A 24,297-nucleotide genomic window follows, 5' to 3' on the forward strand; every position below is an offset into this window, starting at 1 on the left:
GTTAGCATTATAGAGGCTTACAATGTAAATTTAAAGTATATGAAAATTTAGAAATTTGGATTTAAGATTTAGGATTTATGGTAAAAATGGCTTCTAAACTTAAATTTAAAAGCCATTTATCTTTTAGCTCTCTTTTAAAAGCTTGCTTGCAAGCATATCTGCTTTTGCTTTGTCGGTGTCTTTTTTGACGGATTTGTAAATTTTAGAGATGTAGTTTTCTAAAACTTCGTGGCAAGAGATCACTTTTTCGCCCTCGCGTCTAGCTACTTTTGTGTATTCGCCGTTATTTTGTAGCTCAAATGCTAGGTCGTTATCGCTTAGCTGAAGCTCTAAAATTTCAAGCAGTCTCTCTTGGAGTCTTGGCTCAAAGATAGGCGTCATAAGCTCCAAGCGGCGCTCTAAATTTCGTGGCATCCAGTCAGCGCTTGAGATGTAAATTTTTGGATTGGCGTGTTTGAAATATAAAATTCTAGCGTGCTCTAAGTATTTACCGATGATCGAGCGAACTCTTATGTTTTCGCTTTTGCCTTTTACGCCAGGCCTTAGCCCGCAAACACCTCGGACGATTAAGTCGATCTTTACGCCTGCGTTTGAGGCGCGGCTAAGCTCGTTTATCACGTCTTCGTCTATTAGCGCGTTCATCTTAGCGATGATCCTGCCCTCGCTGCCTTTGCTAGCCTCCACTCTTATCTTTTCGATGATGCGCTCTTTTATCTGAAAGGGCGACATGCTAAGGGCGTTTAGACGGCGGTTTTTGTTATATCCTGATAGGATGTGAAAAAATGAGGTCGTGTCTTGGCTAAATTCCTCTTTGCTCGTAAATAGACTCACGTCGGTGTAGATTTTTGCCGAGCTGCCGTTGTAGTTGCCAGTGCCAAAGTGCATGTAAAATTTGAGTTTGTCGCCGATCTGGCGGATCACTTGGCTAACTTTTGCATGGACTTTAAAGCCTGTGATGCCATATATCACGTGTGCGCCAGCATCTTCAAGCGCCTTTGCCCAGTGGAGGTTATTTTCTTCATCAAACCTCGCTTTTAGTTCGACCATCACAGTTACTTGCTTGCCGTCGCTTGCAGCGTCTATCAGGCTTTGAATGATCGGCGAGTTTTTATCGACCCTGTAAAGCGTCATGCGTATCGAGATCACCTTTGGATCTTTGCTAGCTTCTCTTATAAAGCTAACGACTGGATCAAAGCTCTCAAATGGATGAACTAGCAGCACGTCCTCTTTATCTATGGCGTCAAAAACTGAGATGCCGTTGCCAAATGGAGGCAGGGTTTTTGGGGCGTAGGGCGGGTTTGCTAGGTGGCTGAAGTTCTTGCTCCCAGCTATCTCCCAAAGAGAGCTAAGTGTGAGCGGGATGCTTGAAAAGTAGATATCTTTATGAAAAATTTTCATGTGAAAATTTAAAAACTCTAAGATATCAGCGTCTGCGTCTTTGTCTATCTGCATACGCACAAAAGCCCCTTTTCTACGAAGTTTTAGCCCTTGCTCAAGTATCATCATAAAGTCATCCGCCTCTTCTTCTTCGATGACGATATCAGCGTTTCTTGTCACTCTAAAGGCAGCCGAGCTAATAAGCTTATACCCTGGGAAAATTTCTTCTGCATGGCGGTGCACGATCGTTTCAATCGGCACAAAAACGTTGCTACTTGGCTGGGTAAATCTTGGCAATACCCTTGAAATTCTTATCATGCCGTATTTTAAAATTTCAGGATGCTCGATATCAGCAAGCTTAACGGCGAGCGAGAAGCTAAGGTTGTTTAGGTGCGGAAATGGATGGGTCGCATCAACAGCGATTGGCACGATGACTGGCAGGATGTTTGAGAAAAAGTATTCGTCGCATTTTTGCTTTAAACTATCGTCAAGCTCGTCATAGTTTTTGATAAAAAGACCCTCTTTACTAAGTGCATCAACGGTGCTTTTGTAGTGAGCTTCGACTAAATTTTGCTCATCTTGAAGATACTTTCTGATCTCTCTTAGCTGATCAAGCGGACTCATGCCATCGCTGCTGCTTGTCGTCACTCCAGCTGCAAAAAGCTGCTTTAGACCAGCCACTCTTATCATATAAAATTCATCAAGGTTTGTCATATAAATGGCTATAAATTTTAGCTTTTCAAGTAAAGGTATATCCTTTTCACACTGAGCGAGCACCCTTGAGTTAAAGCGTAGCCAGCTTAATTCGCGGTTGATAAAAAGAGTTTCATTTTCGCTCATCATTTTCTCCTTATAATTTTTGATTATTTTACGATATGTGCGGTTATAAAGTTCTTATTTTGTTAAAAATTTAGTTACAATAGTGCAAATTTTAAACGTAAAGGTTTCTTATGTCGGATTATATTATATTAGTTGGCATTTTTGTTGTAGCGGTTGTTGTCTTTGCGCTTATCAAAAAGGTCTCATTTTAGCCTTTAAATTTCTCCCACCACAAGTAGGCAAAGATGAGCCCAAAGCCCTTGACCTTGCTCTCGTCAAAGGTAAATTTCATCATATCTTCTCGTTTTATAAAAACTAGCTCTATATCCTCGCCATCGACGCCGCCGCCTGCATTTACCTTCATGCTCTCATCGATCTTTGCGTAAAACATCGTTTGCATGTTGCCGCCAAAGCCAAAAGCGCCATACGTCATCGTTATGCGCTCCATCTCTTTTAGTTCGTATCCGACCTCTTCGACTGCCTCTTCTCTAGCGGTTTGCTCTTCGCTTAGCCCCTTATCCATAAGCCCTGCGCAAAGCTCATAAGTAAAGCCTTGCTCGCTTGTTTTGATGCCTTCTTTTTCTTGCGAGTACCAAACAGCTGGGCGAAACTGCTTGACAAACAAAAATGCATCTTTTTGCTCGTGATATAAAAATATACTGACGCTATTCATCACTTTGACGCAGTCCCAGTCCCTTTGCAGGCCATTTTGTTTAAATTTCATCTTAAATGGCTTTAGGTATTTTGACTCACCAAGAGGTAAAATTTCTAAATTTGTTATAGTAGTATCCATTTTGCAAGTCCTAAAAAGCTAAAAAATCCTATCGCATCGGTAAATGTAGTAAGAATGACCGCTGAGCCAACGGCAGGATCGATGTTAAAGCGCCTTAGTGTCAAAGGTATGATCGTGCCAAAAAAGCCAGCAAAGAATAAATTTGTAACCATACTAAGGCCAATAACCACGCCAAGCATGCCCTTATCAAACCAAACAGCGGCGATGACGCCCATGATAGCGCCAAAGATGAGGCCATTTACGAGTGAGATCGTCACCTCACGCTTTAAAACGCTCTTTGCATCTTTAAATTCTATCTCGCCAAGTGCCAAACGACGAACCGTAACGGCAAGTGCTTGCGTGCCAGTGTTGCCACCCATTGAAGCAACTATTGGCATAAGCACGGCAAGTGCGACGTAAGCTGCGATCGTCTCATCAAAAAGTCCGATGATAGATGAGCTAAAAAGTGCTGTTAGTAAATTTACACCAAGCCAAACCGCACGGCCACGACCCGCTTTAAATAGCGTATCATCCTCTTCTGACTCGTCATCAACACCAGCTAAGTTATAAATTTGCTCTGTTGCGCTCTCTTGGATGTAGTCGTGGATATCATCATATGTGATACGACCTAGCAAAATTCCAGTGCTACTTGTAACTGCGATAACGTTTAGATCGTACTCTTGAAACATATCGGCGACATCTTGCATGAGATCCATATCGTTTGCCATGTGAGGCTTGTAGTGGTCGATCTGGGTTGATTCGATATTTTGTTTTAGCGTCTTTGTAAAGTCAAAAAGGATGAGATCTTCAAGCGGGATGGCGTATTGCAAGACGCTATTTTTATCGATGATGAAAAGCTGTGAGACATTTTCTAGTTTGCCTTCTTGCTTCTCTTGTCTTAGTCTTGCAACTGCGCTGCCAAGCTTCTCTTCAAGATGAGCTGAAAATAGCTCTGTTTGCATGTGCGCACCAGCTCTATCTTCGTCGTAGCTTCTAAGTCTTAAAATTTCGTTTTGATTTTCTTTGTCTAGCTCGTTAAAAAGCTCTCTAGCCTTGTCTTCGTCGATATCTTCGATGTATTGAAGTAGGTCTGTCGCATCGTCACTCTCTAGCTCTTCAAGCGCTTCTACGATCTTTTCAGCTGGGAGCGTGTCGATCACGTCTTTTAGCATGTGATCAGGTAACTCTATCGCCACATCACCTAAAATTTCAGGATCTAGCTTTTCAAGGTACTTGGCAAAAAGCTCTTCATCGTGCTTTTTAAGTGTTTTAAGATGCTGGGCTAGCTCGTAAGCAGAGAGCTCGCCGTCTTCTAAATTTTCATCTAAGTGCTGATCTATCAGCTCTTTTGCTTCTTCTAGTTCTTGGCTCAAGTTTTACCTTTAAAAATCTATTACGTTAGGGAAAAATTCCACCTTATGATACTCTTTGTCGTTGCTTAGAGCTTGTCTTATCAGCTCATCATTTCTATTTATGACCGCTTTAAATTTAGCCGACTCTTTTTTGTCTTCTATGTTTTTTACGACCTTGATGGCGCTTTCTGGATTGATCGGCTTGCCACCTAGATAGAGGCCAAAGTGTAGGTGAGGTCCAGTACTCATGCCGCTTGTGCCAACGTATGCTATTAGCGTGCCTTGTTTTACTTTAAGACCGCTTCTTATGCCCTTTGCAAAGCCGTTTAGGTGGGCGTAAAGTGTCTCGTAGCCGCCAGCGTGAGAGATGATGACGGTTCTGCCATAACCGCTCTTTTGTCCGACAAATTTGACCGTGCCATCGCCTGCAGCCTTGATCGGTGTGCCTTTTGGAGCACCGTAATCAACTCCAAGGTGAGCTCTATATCTTTGAAGGATCGGATGCCATCTTTTTAGAGTGAAATTTGATGTGATCCTAGCGTTTGCAAGAGGGCGAACGAGCAAAAATTTATCACTTTTCTTGCCGTTTTTATCATAAAATTTATCTTCAAATTTATACATCACGTAGCGTTTGTTTTTAGTCTCTATCATCGCTGCGTAAATTTCAGGCGTGCCAAAAGAGCGTCCCATGCGTAGTTTTTGGTTATAAACGATAGCGATCGTATCGCCTTTGTTTATCTTTTTAAAATCGATCCCGCTACCGCTAAAAACCTCTTTAAAACCAAGTGCTAGCGTGCCAGAGCCAGTGTAGTCAAAGATATCTTCAGAGACTGATTTATCTACTTTTAGGGCTAAAACTTTATCTTCGCTTTGGTATAAGATCGGGATAAACTCAAGCTGAAATTTACCCTTGTCATCTCTATAAATATGTATCTGAAGCTCGTCACTAACGGGGATGAGAGCTTGTTTTACCTCGCCGTTATCGTCTTTGTAAATTTGATATTTTGTGCCAGCGATGATCTCTTCTGTTAGCTCTTGATCTTCGCTTGCTAGGTTGTAATAAAGTGAAAGTGGGATTTTATTTGTTTCAAGAAAATTTAAAAAGCTGCTGCCATTTGGCCAACTAAGCTCATCAACAGTTGGTTTTATGGCATATAAATTTATACATAATATTGCAAAAATCACAAATATACGAGGCATCGATATCCTTTTAAAAAGCTGGAGGGGATTTTAACTAAAACTTGCTTTAATTTTGCAAAAGATAAAGCATTTTAGGCTATAATCGCTCTAAAAATTTAAACTTAGGAGATATTTTTGAAACGTATAATCGTGATTTTATCGCTGTTTTTTGGCTTTGCTTTTGGGGCTGATTTTTCTTTAAATGAGTATAGAACTCCTCTTATTAGCGTCGAGAGTGACGGCACAGCAACGATAGTTGATAGTCCTGAAATTTTGATCGGATCAAGTGGCGTTGTGCTCCATAAATTTGACACTGATAGCTCTATCATCGCAAGAGTGAGCGTTGTCTCAAAAAATGCCGGCTTTGCGAAGGTTAGATTTGAGGTGTTTGACCTACTTGAGCAAAAGGCTCTCCCACTCCCTGGCATCGCACCTGCAAGTGGCGATATAGTCGTGCTAAACTACCTTTATAACCGCTCGCTAATTGTCGTGCCAAATAAAGAAATTTATGAAGAGGTTTTGGGCGCATTTCCTAATATGATATTTATCCATCCAGACCTTGTCGGAGCATACTTAAGCTACGAATACAAGCCAAATCCAAGTAGAGATGACTTTAGAAAGATGTGCGCTCAAAGTGCAGCTGGTCTTATCTTTGTCGCTATGGATGGCAGAAGCGTTTTTGCTGATTGCCAAAGCTTTAAGGTGCTAAAAGAGTTTAAAACTGGCGAGGTTGAGTACTATCAACTACCATTTTATACAAGAGTTAGCGACATAGACACTGTATTTTGGAAGCTAAATAGCGAGCACATCAACAACTACGACGCTCACTACGAAAAACTTTTTGAAGAAGATAACTGATAAATGAGCCGTTTGTCCTTAAGCAAGAGCGATTTAAAGAGTGGTTTAAATTTGCTAGCTGCTCTTAAGGACAAAGAGCTCTTTCACTACGCAGCAAGCCTTAGTTTTCACACGATCTTATCGATCATACCGATACTTCTTATATCGTTTTCTATCTTTACAAAACTGCCTAGCTTTGAGGATTATTACGCCAAAATTCAAGATTTTGTCTTCTCAGCCCTTTTGCCAAGCAACCAAGAGATCATCTCAAACTACTTGCAAAATTTCCTCCAAAATAGCGGAAATTTAGGCATAGTTGGCTTTGTGGCGATGATATTTACTTCAGCTATGTTTTTTAGTGACTATGAATACGTAGTCTTAAAAGTGACAAGAGCTAGCAAGGCTAGGGGATTTTGGTCGGCACTTAGCTCGTACTGGACGCTCATCACGCTTGCACCGCTCGGACTTGCTGGCAGTTTTTACCTCTCAAGCCTTGTGCAAGAGATGCTAAACTCGACTAAATTTACAAGCTGGATAAATTTCTTAAGCATCGTGCCATATCTCATCATCTGGGTGATATTTTGCGTCACATATCTCATCTCAGTAAATGACGAGATAAAATTTAAAAGCGCGTTTTTTAGCTCATTTGCTGCCTCGCTCGTTTGGTATCTTGGCAAGTCAGCCTTTGTCTATTATGTGCTTTACAACAAGACATATCTAAGCGTCTATGGCTCGTTTTCAGCTGTGCTTTTCTTCTTTGTGTGGATATATATCTCGTGGATCATCTTTTTATATGGGCTTAAATTTTGCGCTTATCTCTCAAATAGCTCTAAATTTAAAGGATAAATTTATTGCTAGCTGGCAATAAATTTATTACTTATCTCCAAATAGACCAAAAAGGAATCCAAAAAAAGTCCAAGGTTTAAATTCGCACAATTCTATATTTATTTCAAGATCTTTTCTAATTTTATCTACAGCTTTTGCAAGCTCATTTTTATCATAGCAGCAAAGATCTATATAGGTATATGTTTTACCTTCTGCAGTGCCTATAACTACACAAAAGTTGCTCTCTTGTAGCTCTTTTTCTATCTTGTCTCTGTAATCAATACTATGCTTTATATCTCCATTGTAAGGCAGTGCTAAAAAGCAAAAATTTATACCATATTCTAAGCCATCCTCATAGGTGTATTTTTGCTTATTAATATATTCGCAACAAAGACTATATAAAAGTGTGCGTCCTTCATAGATATCTTTTCTTAACGTGTTGGCAGAAGGTTCTTGTTTGTAGGATTCAAATTTATTAAAAGAGTTGCTTAATATCTCTTTGCCAAATTTTTCAACTATTATAGCGCCAAGCTCATTGAGTGCAATAGCATTTTCTTTTGGTATTTCATCAAAGATATCATCTTCTACTTCTTCGTCTTCATCGTCATTTTTTATTTCTTCATAATCTTCATCATCGTCTTTCATATCTTCTTCTGACGGCTCATAGCAGATACTAACACTTTCTACTACATTTATCATTATCATCTCGCCAAGGACTTTTTCGCAAATGGCATAAGATAAAAGTTCTGCTTCGTATTCATCTTCTTCTTCTGCAAATCTATTGATGGCATTGTTGTAAATGTAAATGGATACACTTTTATCGTTGAAATTTGTATATGATATGAAATCTTTCGCGTTGATTCTAGTGCGGTTTACCACTATAGAGGCATTGCTATCAGGCACATTGCCGATTGTTAAAGTAAGCTTTGATTCAAGTTCTTTTGGCATGCGTGATTTCATAAATCTAAGCCATAAAAGCTTCTCTTTGATAGATTCTGTTCTAAGCATAAGATTGACCTTATCATCGATAAGAGATAACTTAAATTTTTGATCGATTAGACATAGTTTAAGATACTGCTCCATTACTTTGTTTGCAGTCATAAAATTTTTATTTCTTAAGTGCTTTTCTATAGTGCCTAAATTTTTGCCAAATTCATTCCAAAAATTATCAACCCTGTTTAAAAAAGTAAGATTATCCTGAGAAGACGACATTATTATCCTTTTTATTAAAATTTTCGACATTTCTTTGCGTATAAATTTTCATCGATGGAAACTCTAGCGCGCTTAGTTTATCAAAACCAACTTCGTTAAAAACGCAGCCTGTGTCGATATCTGCGCTATTTTTATAAAATTTTACCTCTCTTACTGGTGTGTGACCATAGACGTTAAAGATGCCACTAACTTGCATCTCGTCGCCTCTGCCTGAGAGCAGGTGCCTTTTAAACTCTTCGCTAGCATATTTGTCATTTCTTAGCTCCCACATATTGCCAACGGCTGAGTGAGAGACGACTAGATGCTCGCCATTTTGAGTTTTATAATCTTTAAATTCCAGATAAACTGGCCTGCTTTCTAGAAAATCCACATGCCTTTGCTTAAACTCCACGCTTTGCCCAAGATATGATCTATATGTCGCTTCGCCGCCGTTTCCAAAAAACCAGCTCCTGTCAAATGGAACTTTGTTGTTTAGAAATTCAAATTTATTGCTAAGTAGCCTTCGCTCGTGATTTCCCATTACCATTTTATAGTCATTTTGCATGATAAGCTCGACCACGTCGCAGCTAAAAAGCCCCCGATCTATCACGTCGCCAACAAAGCAAATTTGAGATTTTTCTTTGTTTGGAAACTGCTTGATAAGCTCTAAAAGCGTGTTAAAACAGCCGTGAACGTCGCCGATAATGTAAATTTGCTCGCTCAAATTTTCTCCTTTGCGCCAAATTTTAGTCTATTAAACTTAAAAATAGAGATTGTTATTTTGCTGATAAATTTAGAAAAAAAATTTATTTATGAAATTTAAAGAAGTAGGGGGGCTAAACCCCCTAAAATCATTGTGCGTAAAAGCCGCTAACCTTGCCAGTTAGGTCTATCATGATGTTTTTCATCTGAGTGTAGTGCTCAAGGATGATCTTGTGTGTCTCACGGCCGATACCTGAGTTTTTATATCCGCCAAATGGGCTGCCTGCTGGGATTTGATTGTAAGTGTTGATCCAGACCCTGCCAGTCTCCATAGACCTTGCAACGCGAAGTGCTTTTGTGATGTCTTGCGTGAAAATTCCGCCACCAAGGCCGTATTCGCTGTCATTTACCATTTTGATAAGCTCGGCTTCATCTTTAAATTTGATGACAACGCCAACTGGTCCAAAGATTTCTTCTTGAGCCACTCTCATATCGTTTGTCACATCAACTAGCAGCGTTGGCTCGACAAATGCGCCCTTGTCGCAACCATTTGCGGTGTAGGCTTTACCACCGATTGCTACTTTTGCACCTTCTTTTTTGCCGATCTCGACGTAGTTTAAGATTTGCTCAGCTTGTTTTTTATTGATCTGAGAGCCCATTTGAGTGCTATGATCTAGCGGATCGCCAACTTTTATAGTGCTAAATTTCTTAACCGCAGCCTCTATAAATTTGTCATAAAAACTCTCTTCTACGAAAATTCTCGATCCCGCGCAGCAAACTTGACCTTGGTTAAACAAAATTCCAAGCTGAAGGCCATCAAGCGCCTTGTCTAAATTTGCGTCGCTAAAGAAGATATTTGCGCTCTTGCCACCAAGCTCAAGTGTGGCTGGGATGATACGGCGAGCCGCAGCTATGGCGATATCACGGCCGATCTCGGTTGATCCAGTAAATGCTAGCTTATCAAGGCCTGGGTGGTTTTTGATCCACTCGCCGCTCTTGCTGCCTCTGCCAGTTACTATATTTATCAAACCTTTTGGCAAAATTTTATCTATCAGCCTAAATAGCTCAAGCACGCTTAGGCTTGTCTCGCTTGAAGGTTTAAACACGCTCGCATCGCCCGCTGCGATCACTGGAGCTAGCTTCCAAGCTGCCATTAGAAATGGAAAATTCCAAGGCACGATCTGACCCACTACGCCTATTGGCTCGCGCAAAACGATAGAGAGTTGCTTCTCGTCAAGCACATTTGCGCTGCCTTCTTCGCCCATGATAACGCCAGCAAAGTACCTAAAATGCTCGGCTGCAAAAGGGATATCGACATTTAGCGTCTCACGGATCGGCTTGCCGTTGTCCATACTTTCAACTTTTGCTAAGTGTTCTTTGTGCTCGTCGATGATATCAGCGATCTTGTTTAGCAGCTTTGCGCGCTCGCTAACTGTGGTGTGTTTAAATTTATTAAAAGCCTCACGTGCAGCACGAACTGCGTCATTTACATCTTCTTCGGTAGCATCAGCGATCTTTGCAAGGTGCTCGCCGTTTGCTGGATTTTTGGCATCAAGTGTAGCGCCGTCTTTTGCGTCACGCCACTCACCATTTATGAAAAGCCCGTATTTTTCAAGTAGTTTCATACTTTTCTCCTTGATTAAGATTTTGTAAAAGGATTATAATATTAATAAAATTTATCAAAAATAAATTTTGGACATAAATTCTCTTTTTTAATAAATTTTATTATTTAAAGTAGGGTGGTTTTAAATTTAACTCTGCCAAGTGAGCAAAAACGTAGTCTCGCCATCAAGTTCGCTTTGGCATTTTACGGTGATGCCGTTTTTCTTGCAGCACTCTTTTACTAAATTTAGCCCTATGCCAAAGCCGCCTTGATCGTCGTTAAATCTCGTGTAACGATCAAAAATTTTCATCTGCTGCTCTTTACTGATGCCACGTCCAGTGTTGCTTATGCTAAAGAAATTTGGCTCTAAAATGATGCTAACCTTTGAATTTGGTGCTGCATATTTTGAGGCGTTGCTTAAGAGATTGTCTAAAATTTTACTCACATCTTCAAGGTCTGCGTTTATAAAACTAGGCTTTAGGCTAGCGTCTATCTTAAGTCCGCGTTTGGTAAAAAATGGTGAAAAATAGTTTAACCTTTGCGTGGTTAGCAAATTTAGATCTATTAGCTCTTTTTTGCTTGGCCTATCAAGGTTAAAACTTAGATGAACGAGCGCGTCATAGATGCTGCCTAGGCTCTTTGCAGCAAGGCTGATGTTGTTAAAGCGCTTTAAATTTCGCTCATTTAGGTTTTCACGATCGGCTGTTTCTATGCTCATCGAGATGACGCTTAGGGGTGTATTTATCTCGTGTGTTGAGTCTTTTATGAAGTGATTTAGCGTATCTATCTTTTCATAAAGTGGCTTTAGGCTTAGTTTTGCTAAGTAAAAGGCGACAAAGAGCAGGGCAAAGAGGAAAAATGCAGCCTTTAGTGTGGTCGAAATTTGCAAGGATAAAATTTCGCCGTTGATATTTTTGCCAACTAGAAAGATGTCTGCGCGTGCGAGCTCGTCTGTGGCGTTGTCCTCCATATACTGGATCTTTTCAAAGATCGCTACCTTGCCGTCTATCAAATTTACATTTTTGCCTTTGTTGATATTTTTGCACTCAAAATCTTTATAAATTTTCTCACCATTCTCCAGCACGATACAAGCATGTACGCCCTTTTCGTTTGTGAGGCTTGAGACCGAGTCTAAGCCATTCATCCTGGCTTTCATATATATGCCCATCTTGATCTCTTTTAGGCTTTTTACCTCGTTTAAGATGAGTGCTTCTTTTTTATTTTGGTAGTCGTGTATAAAAAAATAGCTCAAAAATAGCACAGAGCTAACAAGATAGAGGGATAAAATTTTAAATAAAATTTGCGTCTTTTCAGACATAGATGTAGCCGTCTCCACGCTTGTTTAAAATGGCATCTTTGCCTAAAATTTGGCGTAAATTTTTGATATATACACGAAGGCTAAGCTCGCTTGGCTCCTCGTCAAATTTCCAAATTTTATTAAAAATTTCATCTTTGGTTAAAATTTTGCCCTTGTTTTGCAAAAATAGGGCGAGCAGGTCGCTCTCTTTGCTCGAGATATTTACATTTTCGCCGTTTTTACTTAGAGTTTTGCTCTGTGGGTGAAAGCAAAGATCATCTAAAATTTTGATATCTTCGCCGTTTTGGTGTGAGAAATTTCTTTTTATGAGAGCTTGCATGCGGATAAGTAGCTCTTTTAGCTCAAATGGCTTTTTTAGATAGTCATCGCAGCCGCTTTTGTAGCCTTTTTCAAGGTCGTCTATGGTGTTTAGCGAGGTGGTAAATATGCTAGGTGTTGTGACGCCAAGCTCACGTAGCGATGAAAGTAGGGAGAAGCCGTCGCCTTGCGGGAGTTTGACGTCTAGTATAAGTAGGTCAAAATTTCGCTCGTATGCAAGATCTAGTGCGTCTTTGGCATTGTTTGTAGTGGTGACATCGTAACCATTTTCGCCCAGATACTCGCTTATTAGATCAAGTAATGTTTCATCATCTTCAACAAGCAAAATTCTGACCATCAAGTGCCTTTACATGCCTTTTTTCATTTCGTCTTTCATGCCCATGTCGTCTTTTTTCATACCCATGTCATCTTTTTTCATTTCGTCTTTCATGCCCATGTCGTCTTTTTTCATACCCATGTCGTCTTTTTTCATTTCGTCTTTCATGCCCATGTCTTCTTTTTTAGCTTCGTGTTTTTTGACAGGATGTTTTTTAGACATATCATCTTTCATCATCTGCTCTTTCTTCATCATCTCATCTTTGCCCATCTTGTCCTTTTGCATCATTTCAGTAGCATTTGCAAGACCGCCAAACATAAACATAGCACCAAGTGCAACTAAGATTAACTTTTTCATAAAGTCTCCTTTAAATTAAATTATGTTGCAATTGTAGTCACTTAGTGTGAAATAAGTGTGAATTTACGCAAATACAAAATAGATAACTGGAAGCGTGATAAATGAAAAAAGCACGCCAATAGCAACTGATGAGATGGCTAGTGAGCTATCAAGTCCAGCTTTTATGACCATCGCGCTTGCAAGGGCTGATGTCGGCATCGCACATTGAAAGAGACCAACGACCCAAGTTTTGCTCATCTGGATGCCTGAGACTTTTAATATGATGAAAAATACGATAGCTGGCAATATCATCTTACACAAAAGCACGACGCTAACGCCTTTATATGAGCTTGTGATACTGCTAAAGTTAAGACCAACGCCGATCGCAAAAAGTGCCACTGGGGTGACGCTACCTTCAAACATCCTAAGTGGCGCAAAGATAAAATCTGGAAGCGGGACTTCTTTTAAGACAAGACCCATAATGAGCGCGATAAATGGTGGAAATTTTAAAATTTTCATCGTATTTTGAAAGAGCGAGACCTTCTCAGGTGCGGCAAAAGATAGGATGAGTGGTCCAAGGATCGAAAGTGGGATACCAGTGGCTATTTGATCGTAAAAGATGACCTCATTTACCATCGCATCGCCAAAGAAGCCCTGAATGACAGGCATACCGACAAATAGTGTGTTACCAAAAAGGCTTAGCATGACCATACTGACGGTTGTTATTTTGGTAAATTTAAAAACTCTGCCTATGACAAATGCCAAAGCGGCGCTAATGGCGGTTGAGGCAAAGCCGATTAGGATCGTGTTTATAAGCGAGGCATCGACATTTACGTGGTAAATTTTGTCGAAAATTAGCGCAGGCATTGCAAAACAAAGGACAAAATCCACAAATGGGATCGAGTGCTTTTGCTCAACAATGCCGACTTTTTTAGCAAAAAAACCAGTTGCGATTATGAAAAATATTGCAAAAAGTGGTGTGAAATTCATAGCAGTCTCTTTTAAGTTTGGAATTTACAAAGAATTGATTATATGCCCCAAAAGATTAAATTACAATAAACTTTTTTGGATTTTACTCTTAAATTTAAACCCTAGTATCAACCTTTTTGTAAAATTTATCTCTTTCATCTATCTTTTCTTTATTTTTTATATCGTTTTCAAGATAGCTGATATTATAAATTTCTCTTGCGGATATACTTTTGCCGCTATTTAGGCTGATTAAAAATTTACTCTCAAATTTATTTGATATGTTGATGATAGCTATCGCTCCAGCATCTTTTAGGCTTGTGATCTTGCCGCTTTGCATGACGCCGATGTCTTTGAAATTTAGGCTATTTAGCTGCTCATTATCCATCTTTTTTGCATCTAAATTTACACTAGTTTTTAGCTCGCTTGGCGTATTTAGCTTGCCAGTGTCATTGTAAAGCTCATTTACGTCTAGCTCTCTGCCGCTATCAAATTTTAGTCTTATCGTGCCATCTTGATTTAGCTTCATAGCTATGACGCTATCGCTATCTCGCAGTGCAGTGGCGGCTATGGCTTCATTTGATGTAAAAGCCTTTTTTACTTTTTTTAAATTTGAGATGCTAAAATCAAGCCCAGTTGCTTGCTTAAATTCATTTTCCATTGCGATCATTTTGGCTGATTTTGTATCTTCAAGCTTTGATATGTAAGCGTCCGCATTTTCGTCAAATTTCTTTAAATTAGCGCTAAGATTTTCTATCGTCTTTTCATGCGCATCAAGCTCAGCGTTGTAGTCACTATAAAATTTCATAAAACTATCTTTTTGAAATTTTGTGTATGAGAAATTTTCATCTTTTTTCTGCTCTTTGCTTGGCTCGACGATCGGGTTAAACTCGCTTAATCTTGCAGTGTCATCAAAGCCTATTTTTGTGTAAGCGAAATTTTTAAAAGAGCTATCCTTACCAAAGATATTATTGTGCCTTAGATCGACCCAGCCGTCATTTTGAGCATATTTTTTAAAGAAATTATTTATATCATTTTTGCCTATCTTTTCATATCTATTCTCAGCAGCAAACAAGGTATTTGGATCTGAGGCGTAGTAGGAGTGCCTGTGATCGATCTCTTTTGTATCTACGTAAAGATCGGGACTATTTGTGATTATTGCTTTATGGTTTAGCTCTTCTCTTGCTATTTGGTTGTGATTTATGACATTTGTGCTGATAAACTGCCTAAGATCAACTCTAGCCGTGACGTCACTTAAATTTGCTATTTTTTCATTTCCGTCTTTGTCGTATCCTCTTACTTTTAGCTTGTCAAAGAGCATATCTTTTTGATCTAGTGTGCCGTCATTATTGCTATCAAAGCTAAAAAGTGCGCTGTTGTTTTCTAGCTTTCCAATGCCTAGCTCATCATTATCGCCGTAAATATCTAAAAAGACTTCCACTTCGCCATAATTTGTCTTTAGAGTGTTTGAGTAGGCGTAGTCGTTTAAATTTTTAAATTTTGTATTTTCTAAGTAGCCACTTTTTAAGACAGGTAGCATGGCGGCATCATCTGTGGCATTTATATTTTTAAAGTAGGCGTTTTTGCTAAAGCCATTAGAAAGTTTGTCTGAGTAAATTTTGTTGTTGCTATCTATTAAATTTTGCGAGTAATCTTTTAAAATTTCTTCTGCTTTTTGTATTGCTAGATGTTTGTTGTATTCTTTGATATCAGCTTCAGTTATGTAGATGGTATCTGTTTTATTTGCTTCATAAAGCTCGTTAAACTGGCTTAAATTTACTTTTGAGCTATTTTGATCGCCATGATTTGAAAATCTTTTAGAGAGATTTTGCAAATCATTTAAATTTATAAAATCATACTTTTGCGGTGCAACATTCATCTAAAATCCTTTTAAAGATGTTGCAAATAGTATCGGCTAAATTTATAAAATGTTTAAGCTTATGATGGTGCCCGAGGTCGGACTCGAACCGACACAAGGTTGCCCTTATCAGATTTTGAGTCTGACGCGTCTACCAGTTTCACCACTCGGGCTAAGTTAAGATTGAAATTTTAGATTTGTGAGAAGAAAGAAAAAGGGGAGACTTGCTCCCCGAAAAAGAAAATTATTTCTTTTTACCTTTTTTAGCAGCACCAGCAGCAACTGCTTCTTTAAGTTTTTTGCCAACTTTGAATTTGACTGCTTTGCTAGCAGGAACGTCGATTACTTTCTTAGTTCCAGGAACTCTAGCTTTCCTTGCAGCTCTGTCAGCAGTACCGAAAGTACCAAAGCCTATAAAGCTAATTGTATCACCTTTTTCAAGAACCGCTTGGATTGTCTCCAAAGTAGCATCAACAACTTTTAGAGTATCTTTTTTTGAAAGACCAGCCTTGTCGGCAACCGCTTGAATAAATTCAGCTTTTTTCATGAACCATCCTTTTAAGAAGTTATGCGGCAATTCTACACTCTTTTAAAAAAAAATACAATACTTTTTCCCTAAATTTAGCTCTTTTTTTGCATTTTTTTAGTAAAAAAGACCAAATTTTGAACTTTCACTCGCAAATTTCAAACGTAAGCTCGTTTTTTAGCCCTATCTTTTTCATATCTACAAGCTTTAAATTTTTAAAATTTAAACCCATTAGCTCATCTTTGTTTGTCACTTTAGCATTTGCGATCTGGCGCAAAACCTCACCTCTATAAGCTTTTGCATGGTGGCTTAATATCTTTTTGTTTTTTAAAAAGCAAAATGTCGTAAATTCTTTTTTCACCACATAAAATTTCTCATAAAATTTGGCTCTAAGGTCTAAAATTTCATCATTTTCTAAAAAGCTATCGACTGCCTTGCTAAAATTTTGCTCATAAAATTTACAAATATCAAAGCCAGCTAGCTTTTCGCCTTGCTTTAGTTTATATTCAGCTATCTCATCTTTTGCCAAAATTGGCCCAAATAAATTTGAAAATATCAAAACATTATTATCTATATATTTTTGAGCCTCAACGCTTAGTCCGCGGTAGTTTAGGTGTTTATAGGCAACGCCGTCATATCTTAAGATAGCTTTTATGCTACCTTTTTTAGATAGACTTTCTCGCAGTTGCTCGCTATCCTCAAGCTCCTTTAATCCAAAAAGTTTTTTTATCTCGTCTAAATTTGCACTTTTTAAAAACTCATCATATCTTTTTAAAATTTCAGCCCTTTTGCCAAAAAGCTCAGAAAATATCAAATTTTTACCATCAAATTTATCACTCGTGTTTAGAGAAATTTTGCTTTCGCTTGGTGAGAAGAGTATTTTTAACCCCATTTTCTTTCCTATTTATATATGTAAATTTTGGCAGATTATACAATAAAACTTTTTTGCACTAAAAAAAATCAAATTTTCACCGATATATCACAAAGCGGAATTATTCTTGCTTAGAGTGAATAAAAATTTAGGGAAAAATTATGAGAATTACAAATCAACTACGTTTTAGTCAGACTTTGCACGACTATCAAAAAAATATGGTTGGCGTAAATAAAAGCTACCAGCAGCTCTCAAATGGACTAAAAATTCAAGATCCATACGACGGTGCTGCGGTTTATAACGATGCTATGAGGCTTGATTATGAAGCGACCACTCTCACTCAAGTGGCAGATGCTACCGGTAAGTCAGTAAATTTTGCGAAAAACACGGACAATGCGCTGCAAGAATTTGAAAAACAGCTTGAAAATTTTAAAACAAAAGTCGTTCAAGCAGCCAGCGACGTGCATAGCACAACATCTCTTGAAGCTTTGGCAAACGACCTTCAAGGTATCAAAAACCACCTTGTAAATATCGCAAATACCTCTATAAATGGGCAGTTTTTATTCTCAGGTAGTGCTGTGGATACTAAGCCGATCGATGGCTCAGGTAAATATCAAGGCAACCGCGACTATATGAAAACTTCAGCCGGTGCGCAGGTCGAGCTACCTTACAATATCCCAGGATTTGATCTATTTTTAGGAAAAGATGGCGACTACAACAAAATTTTAACAACAAACGTGATGCTAGCTGATCAAACTAGAACTGACATCTCTTATGCGCCAAAATATCTTGACGAAAATAGCAAGATAAAAAATATGATCGGTCTAAACTACGCAAGCGACTCAGTTGTGGGCAGTGACGGCTCTTATAAAGGTACAATCGAGCCAGATTTTGACTTTTTGGATACTTCAAATGTAAATTTCCCTGACACATACTTTTTTATGCAGGGTAAAAAGCCAGACGGCACGACATTTACAAGTAAATTTAAGATGAGTGCTGATACGTCAATGGCTGGTTTGATGGAGAAGATCGGTATGGAATTTGGCAACACAAAGACTACAAAAGTTGTCGATGTGAGCATAAATAACGACGGACAATTTAATATAAAAGACCTTACTAAAGGCAATCAAACGATAGACTTTCACATGGTTGCAGCTACTTCTGTGGCGGCAAATCGTGGTGCGATAGCTCCAAACAATACACTTGATACGATAAATTCGCTACAAAGCCTTGAAAATATGGCAAATGCTGTGCCAAAAACGGTTCATATAACTGAATTTACAAAGAGCAAATACCTTGATAAAGATGGAAATTTAACAAACGCATTTGACTATGACAAGGTTAGATTTGAGCGAAAAGACAATGAACTTATCGCAAATTTACCTCAAGTTGCTAGAAGAACAGGCGAGTTTGCAACTGATCAGACAAAGCTAAGCGAGGTTTCTGGTACAAAAGAGAGCTACAATAGAAATTTATACCCAAAAGATGTTGATGCTAGAAAGAGGGAGCTTTACAATATAGATAATCAAGAGATAGGCATGCAAGTAAAATCAATAACAGGCACAATGTATGACATCAAAGTAAAAATGGGCGAAGCAGGTGGCGTAAATACCCCAGTGCAGTTTCAAATAACATCTACAACTGCTGCTGGTGTGGTATCTCCAACTAGAAATTTGACCGTCTATAACTCAGATGAATTTGGCAGTTACAGAACCTATGCAAGTGATTTTACATATCGCCAGCTAATGGATATCGTAGCGATGGCTGCAAGCGATAACATCCCTGATCCTCAAAACGTAGAAAATGCAAATTTTGATACAGATATCGAAAAGGTAAGAAGAGATCAAAACTACAACGCCTATAAAGAGGCTTTGTCAAAGACTAAAGGCGCAGTAGAAGTAAATTTAGACGATAAAGGCAGGATGGTGCTAACTGACAAGACAAAATCTGTCACAAATATAGAGCTAACCATGTATGATGCGAAAAATGGAGATATATTTGACGGAGATAGCACTGGCATGAACACTGCTGGCGCTGCAAGCCACCCTCAAGGCAAGGGCTCAGTATTTAGCTTTAACGAAAATAACGCTTTAACTATCGATGAGCCAAGCACAAGTGTCTTTCAAGACCTTGATGATATGATATTTGCCGTTAGAAACGGCTACTATAGAGCAGACGCTAACAATCACGATCCGCGAAATACAGGTATGCAGGGAGCTTTAAAAAGGCTAGATCACTTGATAGATCACGCAAATAAAGAGCTTACAAAGATAGGCTCTCAAACAAAGCTACTAACTGCGACAAATCAGCGTGCAGAGGTCATGAAAGTAAATGTGCTAACCGTTAAAAATGACGTCATAGACGCAGACTATGCAGAGTCATATCTTAAATTTACACAGCTTTCACTCTCATATCAAGCTACTCTACAAGCAAGCGCTAAGATAAATCAACTAAGCTTGCTAAACTACCTAAACTAAAATGATAAATCAGCAGGCCTAGCTTGCTGATTTTTTAAAAATTAAACTCAAGCGTGCTATAATAAGCCTTTTTAACAAAAGGATCTAAAATTTTAAGACATATATTATTTACTATTTTTGTTTGTTTTTTTATATATTTTGGTATCGCTACGGCTGCTCCGACTGCTGATTTTGTAGGCTTACTTGGACAAAGCCTTGGTGTTTTTAATATTAAATATTTTGGACTTATCGCCTATGTTTATCCATTTTTACTTATCGTTTTAGGCTATTTTGTATATAAAAATTTTAATAAATTTGACTTTGATTTTGCCCAGTTTCTAGTTGGGATTTTTCTATTTTTTATCGCATTTTTGATGTTTCAAGCGCTAAGTACTTCTGGGGCAAATAGCGGCGTGATAGGTGGCTTTATAGTCTCAGCGCTAAAAGAAGTCATCGGCGCTATCGGCACTGCGGTTGCTATACTTATGATATTTATCATCTCACTTGGACTTGCTTTTAGAGAAAATTTTATCATCGTTTTAAGAAAGGCTTTCGTAGATAAAGAGCCAAATAGCTATGAAGAAAAAAGCGCAAGCGTAAAAGAGGTAAGGGCAAGGCAGATACCAAAGATAGAGCGCAAAAAGCCAAAAGCCGACGAGATAAAAGAAGAAGAGCTTATAGATGCGCAGGTGCTAAATGATGATGAGCCAAATTTAGAGAGCGAGCCAGAATTTGAACCAGAGCCAGAGATGGAGCCAGCACAAGAGGGCAGACCTGCAACTATAAGCGGGGTTGAAATTTTAAATGAAGTGGCTGAAAACAAAAAGCTTCTTGATCAGATAGAGCGCGGCAAGGTCGAAAAGCCAAAAGACTTTGTCTTGCCGCCACTTAAATTTCTAAACGACCCTCCAAAGCGCTCGCACAATATAAATGAGGCAGAGATCGACCAACAAATTTCAAATTTGCTCGATAAACTGCGTAAATTTAAGATAGATGGCGACGTGGTGCGAACTTATACTGGCCCTATCGTTACGACATTTGAGTTTCGTCCAGCCCCGCACATTAAGGTGAGTAAAATTCTCACTTTACAAGATGACCTAGCGATGGCGCTAAAGGCCCAAACTATCCGCATCCAAGCGCCGATCCCTGGCAAGGATGTCGTTGGCATAGAGGTGCCAAATCAAAATTTAGAGACGATCTATCTAAAAGAAATTTTAGAAAGCGAAGTCTTTAAAAACGCGAGCAGTCCGCTAACCATGGCTCTTGGCAAGGATATCGTGGGCGCTCCTTTTGTGACTGACCTTAAAAAGCTCCCACATTTGCTAATCGCAGGTACAACAGGATCAGGCAAGAGCGTGGGTATAAACGCGATGCTTTTAAGCTTGCTTTATAGAAATAGCCCACAAACTTTGCGCCTAATGATGATCGATCCAAAGATGCTTGAGTTTAGCATATATAACGACATCCCACACCTTTTGACGCCGGTCATCACAGAGGCTAAAAAGGCGATCACAGCGCTTTCAAACATGGTCGCTGAGATGGAGAGAAGATACAAAATAATGAGCCAAACTCGCACAAAAAACATCGAGAGCTACAACGAAAAGATGAAGAGCGAGGGCGGCGAGCAGTTCCCATACATAGTCGTGATCATCGATGAGCTGGCCGATCTTATGATGACTAGCGGCAAGGACGTGGAGCTTTACATAGGCCGTCTAGCGCAGATGGCAAGGGCTAGCGGCATACACTTGATAGTGGCGACCCAGCGTCCAAGTGTCGACGTCGTGACTGGCCTTATAAAGGCAAATTTGCCAAGCAGGATAAGCTACAGAGTAGGGCAGAGGATCGATAGTAAGGTCATCCTTGATCAAATGGGAGCTGAGAGCTTGCTAGGGCGAGGAGATATGCTATTTACACCTCCTGGAAGCCCTGGTGTGATCAGGCTGCATGCGCCATTTGCGAGCGAAAAAGAGATCGAAACAATTGTAAATTTCTTAAAAGAGCAGCAAGATGTGATCTACGATGAGAAATTTCTAGCAGAAGAGGGCTCTAGCGCAGGCTCGGCTACTGGTGCGCTAGGCGAAGATGAGCTTGATGAGCTATATGAAGAGGCAAAAGAGATCATCTTAAGCGAGCAAAAAACATCGATCAGCTACCTACAAAGACGCCTAAAAATAGGCTACAACAAAGCTGCAAATATAATCGAGCAAATGGAGAAAATGGGCGTTTTAAGCCCTGTAAATGCAAAGGGCCAAAGAGAAATTTTGGTCTAAATTTATAAGCAATGTAAAGATAAAGGAATAAAAATGTTTAAATTTGGAGTTCTCGTTTGTATTTCTTTTTTAATGCTAAATTTTACCTTTGCTCAAGATATCAATACGAGTAATGTAGAGAAAAACTCAACATCTATGCTAAAAACTCTAAAACAGATGAGCATACCTTTTTCTGGCGATGAGTATGAGATAGAGAATTTATCCAAGTTAGATGATAAGATGTTAGCGGTAGTGCAAGCATCATTGCCAAAACAAACTGCACTATATGATGCCATCAAGGGTGATCTAAATAAAGATGGCATAGAGGATGTAGCTGTGGTAACTCAAGAAACATTTAAGGATAAATTTATGCCGTTTAGTGAAGGTTGCGACGAGAGCACTAAAGATGATAAATGGTGTCAAATAGTAAATAAAAATCGTCGTGGTGTCGTGATCTTGCTCTCAAATGGTGATAAATATGAGGCTGTAGTAACTAAGAGAGATATCTTTGAGAGCCCAAATGAAGATGGTGGAGCTTATTTTCCACCAGAGCTTGTAGTAGAGATAAAAAATAGCGAACTAAAATTTTTCTATAGTTATGGTAAGTACGGATACTGGGAATATGTTTTTGCGCTAGATGGAAAAGATTTTAGGCTTGTAAAGTATTTTAGTAGTGTTAATAATGGTCCTATGTCAGAGTATATAGTGCAAATGGACTTTGTAAATCATAGGCTAGATAAAAGTGTAAATTTGCTATACCAGGGCAATAAAGAGTATAAGAGATACGAAGAGTGTATAGAAAAGTATAAATCTTTAAATGATGCGCAAGAAGATGATGGTTATGATGGAGTATTTATTAGAAAAACTTACGAGCTAAAAACACAAGAAATTCTACTCTCGAAAGTTAAAAAGGTTGATTATATAGATGGTCGTTGGCTGGATGATTTGCAAAATTCAAAAGAGTTAGAAAAAATTTTGAAGATTGATTTTTGGAGTGAATATCCAGGCGATAATGAAAATGAACTTGTTAGATGTGTCGCTGATAAGATATAAAAGCCTTGTGCTGATTTAAATTTTTCTACTAAATTTAATTGATGATAAAAGTTTGTAAATTAAAGCCATTGTTAAAAATTTAAAAATAAATTTTAAAAATAGCTAAAAACATAATCAAAAATATTTAAACTCTTTATGAAACAAATTCGCATAATGTGCTAATTGATACCTAAAAGAAGCTATATCATAACTACAAAAAAGCAATGCTCTTGATGTTAACGAAATAAATTTGATGCCTTAAATTAACTTTATTATAGATACAAAGACTTACCACTTGATAAGTGTTCTATAACCCACCTAAATCACGATACAGCAAATCGTATGTGGTGGGCTGTGAGAAACCATCTTGGATATTTAGGGACTAGCAACACTCACGGACTTTACGTATTACGCCATACAGTGGCTTCTAGGTTAGTGAGTTTGAAGGGATTTAATGCTCATAAACTGATGGCTTTTATGGGTCACACAGATATTAAAAGTAGCCTACATTACGTGCATCTAAATGTTGATGATATACGTGATGGTGTGGGAGTTGGTGTTTAGTTAAAAGGTGGTAAAAGTCCTTGGTATTTGGTTGCGGAGGACGGATTTGAACCGCCGACCTTCGGGTTATGAGCCCGACGAGCTACCACTGCTCTACTCCGCGATAAGAGTTGTTTGGGATTTTTAAAAGTGGATGGGGTAAGAGGATTCGAACCTCTGAATGACTGGACCAAAACCAGTTGCCTTACCGCTTGGCGATACCCCAATGTTTTTAAGAGTTGTAATTATATAGACTTTAATGCCATTTGTCAAGCTTTTTTAAAAAAATATGTAAATTTATTTTATTTTTCAAAGTAGCTCTTTTAAAATTTAAAAATAAACAAAATACTTTTATAGTATATAAAATTTAATTATAGCTTTTAAAACCCATGCGAAAATTTACATGGGTTTATCTAGTTTTATGCCAAAAGTTCTTTTGCGATCATACTTATGCGTTTTGCTTCAGCACTCGCTCCGATCTCATCTTTTGCCATTTTCATCACAGCGCCTAAATTTTTACCAACCTTTTCAATGATACTTTTTATCTTCTCTTTTAGTTCATCATCACTTAGCTGAGCTGGTAGATATGCCTTGATCAGCTCGATCTCGCTCTGCTCTTTTTTGGCTAGGTCCTCTCTTGCTCCCTTTAGATAGAGCTCAACCGAGTCAGCTCTCTTTTTGATCTCTTTTTGAAGTAGTGGGAGCACGACCTCGTCGGTCATCTCGATCCTTTGATCGACTTCGACCTGCTTAAGTGCTGCATTTAGCGTCCTTAAAGTGTCTCTTTTAAACTCATCTTTTGCTTTCATAGCCTCTTTTATGTCGGCTAAAATTTGCTCTCTTATGCCCAT

The 24,297-nt window shown here is 38.7% G+C and carries 20 protein-coding genes, 3 tRNA genes and 2 pseudogenes; 7 read left to right on the forward strand and 18 right to left on the reverse strand.

The genetic code is table 11. From position 1 onward, the window contains the following. Positions 1-123 precede the first annotated feature (123 nt). The 4 genes from CVT07_RS04340 to CVT07_RS04355 form a co-directional block, all read right to left on the reverse strand. Entirely contained in the window at positions 124-2,241 is a 2,118-nt protein-coding gene (locus tag CVT07_RS04340) for an RNA degradosome polyphosphate kinase (RefSeq protein WP_430748113.1), read from the reverse strand. A gap of 163 nt (positions 2,242-2,404) precedes the next feature. Next, entirely contained in the window at positions 2,405-2,989 is a 585-nt protein-coding gene (locus CVT07_RS04345; protein ID WP_107936773.1) for an NUDIX domain-containing protein, read from the reverse strand. Continuing rightward, positions 2,974-4,341 carry a magnesium transporter gene (mgtE, locus tag CVT07_RS04350; protein WP_103617429.1) on the reverse strand — a complete coding sequence of 456 codons (1,368 nt, stop codon included), beginning with the start codon at positions 4,339-4,341 and terminating at the stop codon, positions 2,974-2,976. Before mgtE ends, CVT07_RS04345 begins: the two co-directional genes overlap by 16 nt. Before the next feature lie 9 nt (positions 4,342-4,350). Continuing rightward, positions 4,351-5,520 (reverse strand): peptidoglycan DD-metalloendopeptidase family protein, encoded by a 1,170-nt coding sequence (locus CVT07_RS04355; RefSeq protein WP_107936771.1) that lies wholly within the window; start codon positions 5,518-5,520, stop codon positions 4,351-4,353. Between the two features lie 114 nt (positions 5,521-5,634). Between CVT07_RS04355 and CVT07_RS04360 the strand changes: the two genes are divergently transcribed. Together CVT07_RS04360 and CVT07_RS04365 are read left to right on the forward strand one after the other, a co-directional pair. After that, positions 5,635-6,357 carry a plasminogen-binding N-terminal domain-containing protein gene (locus tag CVT07_RS04360; RefSeq protein ID WP_002942758.1) on the forward strand — a complete coding sequence of 241 codons (723 nt, stop codon included), beginning with the start codon at positions 5,635-5,637 and terminating at the stop codon, positions 6,355-6,357. A 3-nt stretch (positions 6,358-6,360) separates the two neighbouring features. Further along, positions 6,361-7,182, forward strand: a complete 822-nt coding sequence (locus tag CVT07_RS04365) for a YihY family inner membrane protein (RefSeq protein WP_002942744.1) — start codon at positions 6,361-6,363, stop codon at positions 7,180-7,182. Between the two features lie 27 nt (positions 7,183-7,209). Here CVT07_RS04365 and CVT07_RS04370 read toward each other — a convergent pair whose 3' ends face one another. The 11 genes from CVT07_RS04370 to CVT07_RS04420 all read right to left on the reverse strand — a co-directional run bounded on the left by CVT07_RS04370 (position 7,210) and on the right by CVT07_RS04420 (position 17,187). Beyond that, a complete protein-coding gene (locus CVT07_RS04370) occupies positions 7,210-8,373 on the reverse strand; it encodes a hypothetical protein (protein WP_107936769.1) in 1,164 nt (387 codons plus the stop codon). Then, the gene (locus CVT07_RS04375; RefSeq protein WP_107936767.1) at positions 8,354-9,076 is read right to left on the reverse strand and encodes a metallophosphoesterase; all 723 of its coding nucleotides are present in this window, start codon (positions 9,074-9,076) and stop codon (positions 8,354-8,356) included. The genes CVT07_RS04370 and CVT07_RS04375 overlap by 20 nt, the downstream gene beginning before the upstream one ends. Positions 9,077-9,203: 127 nt before the next feature. Continuing rightward, positions 9,204-10,679, reverse strand: coding sequence for an aldehyde dehydrogenase family protein (locus CVT07_RS04380; protein WP_107936765.1), 1,476 nt, complete (start codon positions 10,677-10,679; stop codon positions 9,204-9,206). Between the two features lie 126 nt (positions 10,680-10,805). Then, positions 10,806-11,975 (reverse strand): sensor histidine kinase, encoded by a 1,170-nt coding sequence (locus CVT07_RS04385; RefSeq protein WP_107936763.1) that lies wholly within the window; start codon positions 11,973-11,975, stop codon positions 10,806-10,808. Continuing rightward, a complete protein-coding gene (locus CVT07_RS04390) occupies positions 11,968-12,630 on the reverse strand; it encodes a response regulator transcription factor (protein ID WP_002940533.1) in 663 nt (220 codons plus the stop codon). The genes CVT07_RS04385 and CVT07_RS04390 overlap by 8 nt, the downstream gene beginning before the upstream one ends. A 9-nt stretch (positions 12,631-12,639) precedes the next feature. Beyond that, entirely contained in the window at positions 12,640-12,966 is a 327-nt protein-coding gene (locus tag CVT07_RS04395) for a hypothetical protein (protein ID WP_021085558.1), read from the reverse strand. Positions 12,967-13,029: 63 nt separating this feature from the next. Next, positions 13,030-13,935, reverse strand: a complete 906-nt coding sequence (locus tag CVT07_RS04400) for an AEC family transporter (RefSeq protein WP_021093175.1) — start codon at positions 13,933-13,935, stop codon at positions 13,030-13,032. A gap of 94 nt (positions 13,936-14,029) precedes the next feature. Beyond that, positions 14,030-15,790: a response regulator gene (locus CVT07_RS04405; protein WP_107936761.1), complete on the reverse strand. Its 1,761-nt coding sequence runs from the start codon at positions 15,788-15,790 to the stop codon at positions 14,030-14,032. Between the two features lie 65 nt (positions 15,791-15,855). Then, positions 15,856-15,942, reverse strand: a tRNA-Leu gene (locus CVT07_RS04410). A gap of 71 nt (positions 15,943-16,013) precedes the next feature. Continuing rightward, a complete protein-coding gene (locus tag CVT07_RS04415; protein ID WP_012001719.1) occupies positions 16,014-16,316 on the reverse strand; it encodes an HU family DNA-binding protein in 303 nt (100 codons plus the stop codon). Positions 16,317-16,440: 124 nt separating this feature from the next. Next, positions 16,441-17,187: a YaaA family protein gene (locus tag CVT07_RS04420; RefSeq protein WP_107936759.1), complete on the reverse strand. Its 747-nt coding sequence runs from the start codon at positions 17,185-17,187 to the stop codon at positions 16,441-16,443. Positions 17,188-17,327: 140 nt separating this feature from the next. Between CVT07_RS04420 and CVT07_RS04425 the strand changes: the two genes are divergently transcribed. From CVT07_RS04425 to CVT07_RS04440, 5 genes and pseudogenes are all read left to right on the forward strand, one after another. Next, the gene (locus CVT07_RS04425; RefSeq protein WP_107936757.1) at positions 17,328-19,643 is read left to right on the forward strand and encodes a flagellin; all 2,316 of its coding nucleotides are present in this window, start codon (positions 17,328-17,330) and stop codon (positions 19,641-19,643) included. Positions 19,644-19,786: 143 nt separating this feature from the next. After that, a pseudogene (locus CVT07_RS10105) lies at positions 19,787-20,143 on the forward strand (DNA translocase FtsK 4TM domain-containing protein); the annotation flags it as partial. A gap of 285 nt (positions 20,144-20,428) precedes the next feature. Further along, a pseudogene (locus CVT07_RS04430) lies at positions 20,429-21,892 on the forward strand (DNA translocase FtsK); the annotation flags it as partial. Positions 21,893-21,925: 33 nt separating this feature from the next. After that, positions 21,926-22,924: a hypothetical protein gene (locus tag CVT07_RS04435; protein WP_107936753.1), complete on the forward strand. Its 999-nt coding sequence runs from the start codon at positions 21,926-21,928 to the stop codon at positions 22,922-22,924. Between the two features lie 288 nt (positions 22,925-23,212). Beyond that, complete coding sequence (locus tag CVT07_RS04440) at positions 23,213-23,467, forward strand: site-specific integrase (protein ID WP_223232074.1); 255 nt, start codon at positions 23,213-23,215, stop codon at positions 23,465-23,467. A gap of 28 nt (positions 23,468-23,495) precedes the next feature. Here the strand turns inward: CVT07_RS04440 and CVT07_RS04445 are convergent. The 3 genes from CVT07_RS04445 to CVT07_RS04455 form a co-directional block, all read right to left on the reverse strand. Further along, positions 23,496-23,570, reverse strand: a tRNA-Met gene (locus CVT07_RS04445). A gap of 27 nt (positions 23,571-23,597) precedes the next feature. Beyond that, positions 23,598-23,672 (reverse strand) — tRNA-Gln (locus tag CVT07_RS04450). Between the two features lie 193 nt (positions 23,673-23,865). Continuing rightward, positions 23,866-24,297 carry a GatB/YqeY domain-containing protein gene (locus tag CVT07_RS04455; RefSeq protein WP_107936751.1) on the reverse strand — a complete coding sequence of 144 codons (432 nt, stop codon included), beginning with the start codon at positions 24,295-24,297 and terminating at the stop codon, positions 23,866-23,868.

This window comes from Campylobacter concisus (assembly GCF_003048875.2).
In the GTDB taxonomy this organism is placed as follows: domain Bacteria; phylum Campylobacterota; class Campylobacteria; order Campylobacterales; family Campylobacteraceae; genus Campylobacter_A; species Campylobacter_A concisus_AU.

Bases quoted from the DNA above. Each gene is read 5' to 3' on its own strand.
- CVT07_RS04355 (WP_107936771.1), bottom strand. From the start codon at position 5,520: ATGCCTCGTATATTTGTGATTTTTGCAATATTATGTATAAATTTATAT.
- CVT07_RS04345 (WP_107936773.1), bottom strand. From the start codon at position 2,989: ATGGATACTACTATAACAAATTTAGAAATTTTACCTCTTGGTGAGTCA.
- CVT07_RS04390 (WP_002940533.1), bottom strand. From the start codon at position 12,630: ATGGTCAGAATTTTGCTTGTTGAAGATGATGAAACATTACTTGATCTA.
- CVT07_RS04415 (WP_012001719.1), bottom strand. From the start codon at position 16,316: ATGAAAAAAGCTGAATTTATTCAAGCGGTTGCCGACAAGGCTGGTCTT.
- CVT07_RS04380 (WP_107936765.1), bottom strand. From the start codon at position 10,679: ATGAAACTACTTGAAAAATACGGGCTTTTCATAAATGGTGAGTGGCGT.
- CVT07_RS04395 (WP_021085558.1), bottom strand. From the start codon at position 12,966: ATGAAAAAGTTAATCTTAGTTGCACTTGGTGCTATGTTTATGTTTGGC.
- CVT07_RS04455 (WP_107936751.1), bottom strand. From the start codon at position 24,297: ATGGGCATAAGAGAGCAAATTTTAGCCGACATAAAAGAGGCTATGAAA.
- CVT07_RS04385 (WP_107936763.1), bottom strand. From the start codon at position 11,975: ATGTCTGAAAAGACGCAAATTTTATTTAAAATTTTATCCCTCTATCTT.
- CVT07_RS04425 (WP_107936757.1), top strand. From the start codon at position 17,328: ATGAGAATTACAAATCAACTACGTTTTAGTCAGACTTTGCACGACTAT.
- CVT07_RS04400 (WP_021093175.1), bottom strand. From the start codon at position 13,935: ATGAATTTCACACCACTTTTTGCAATATTTTTCATAATCGCAACTGGT.
- CVT07_RS04420 (WP_107936759.1), bottom strand. From the start codon at position 17,187: ATGGGGTTAAAAATACTCTTCTCACCAAGCGAAAGCAAAATTTCTCTA.
- CVT07_RS04405 (WP_107936761.1), bottom strand. From the start codon at position 15,790: ATGAATGTTGCACCGCAAAAGTATGATTTTATAAATTTAAATGATTTG.
- CVT07_RS04435 (WP_107936753.1), top strand. From the start codon at position 21,926: ATGTTTAAATTTGGAGTTCTCGTTTGTATTTCTTTTTTAATGCTAAAT.
- CVT07_RS04370 (WP_107936769.1), bottom strand. From the start codon at position 8,373: ATGTCGTCTTCTCAGGATAATCTTACTTTTTTAAACAGGGTTGATAAT.
- CVT07_RS04365 (WP_002942744.1), top strand. From the start codon at position 6,361: ATGAGCCGTTTGTCCTTAAGCAAGAGCGATTTAAAGAGTGGTTTAAAT.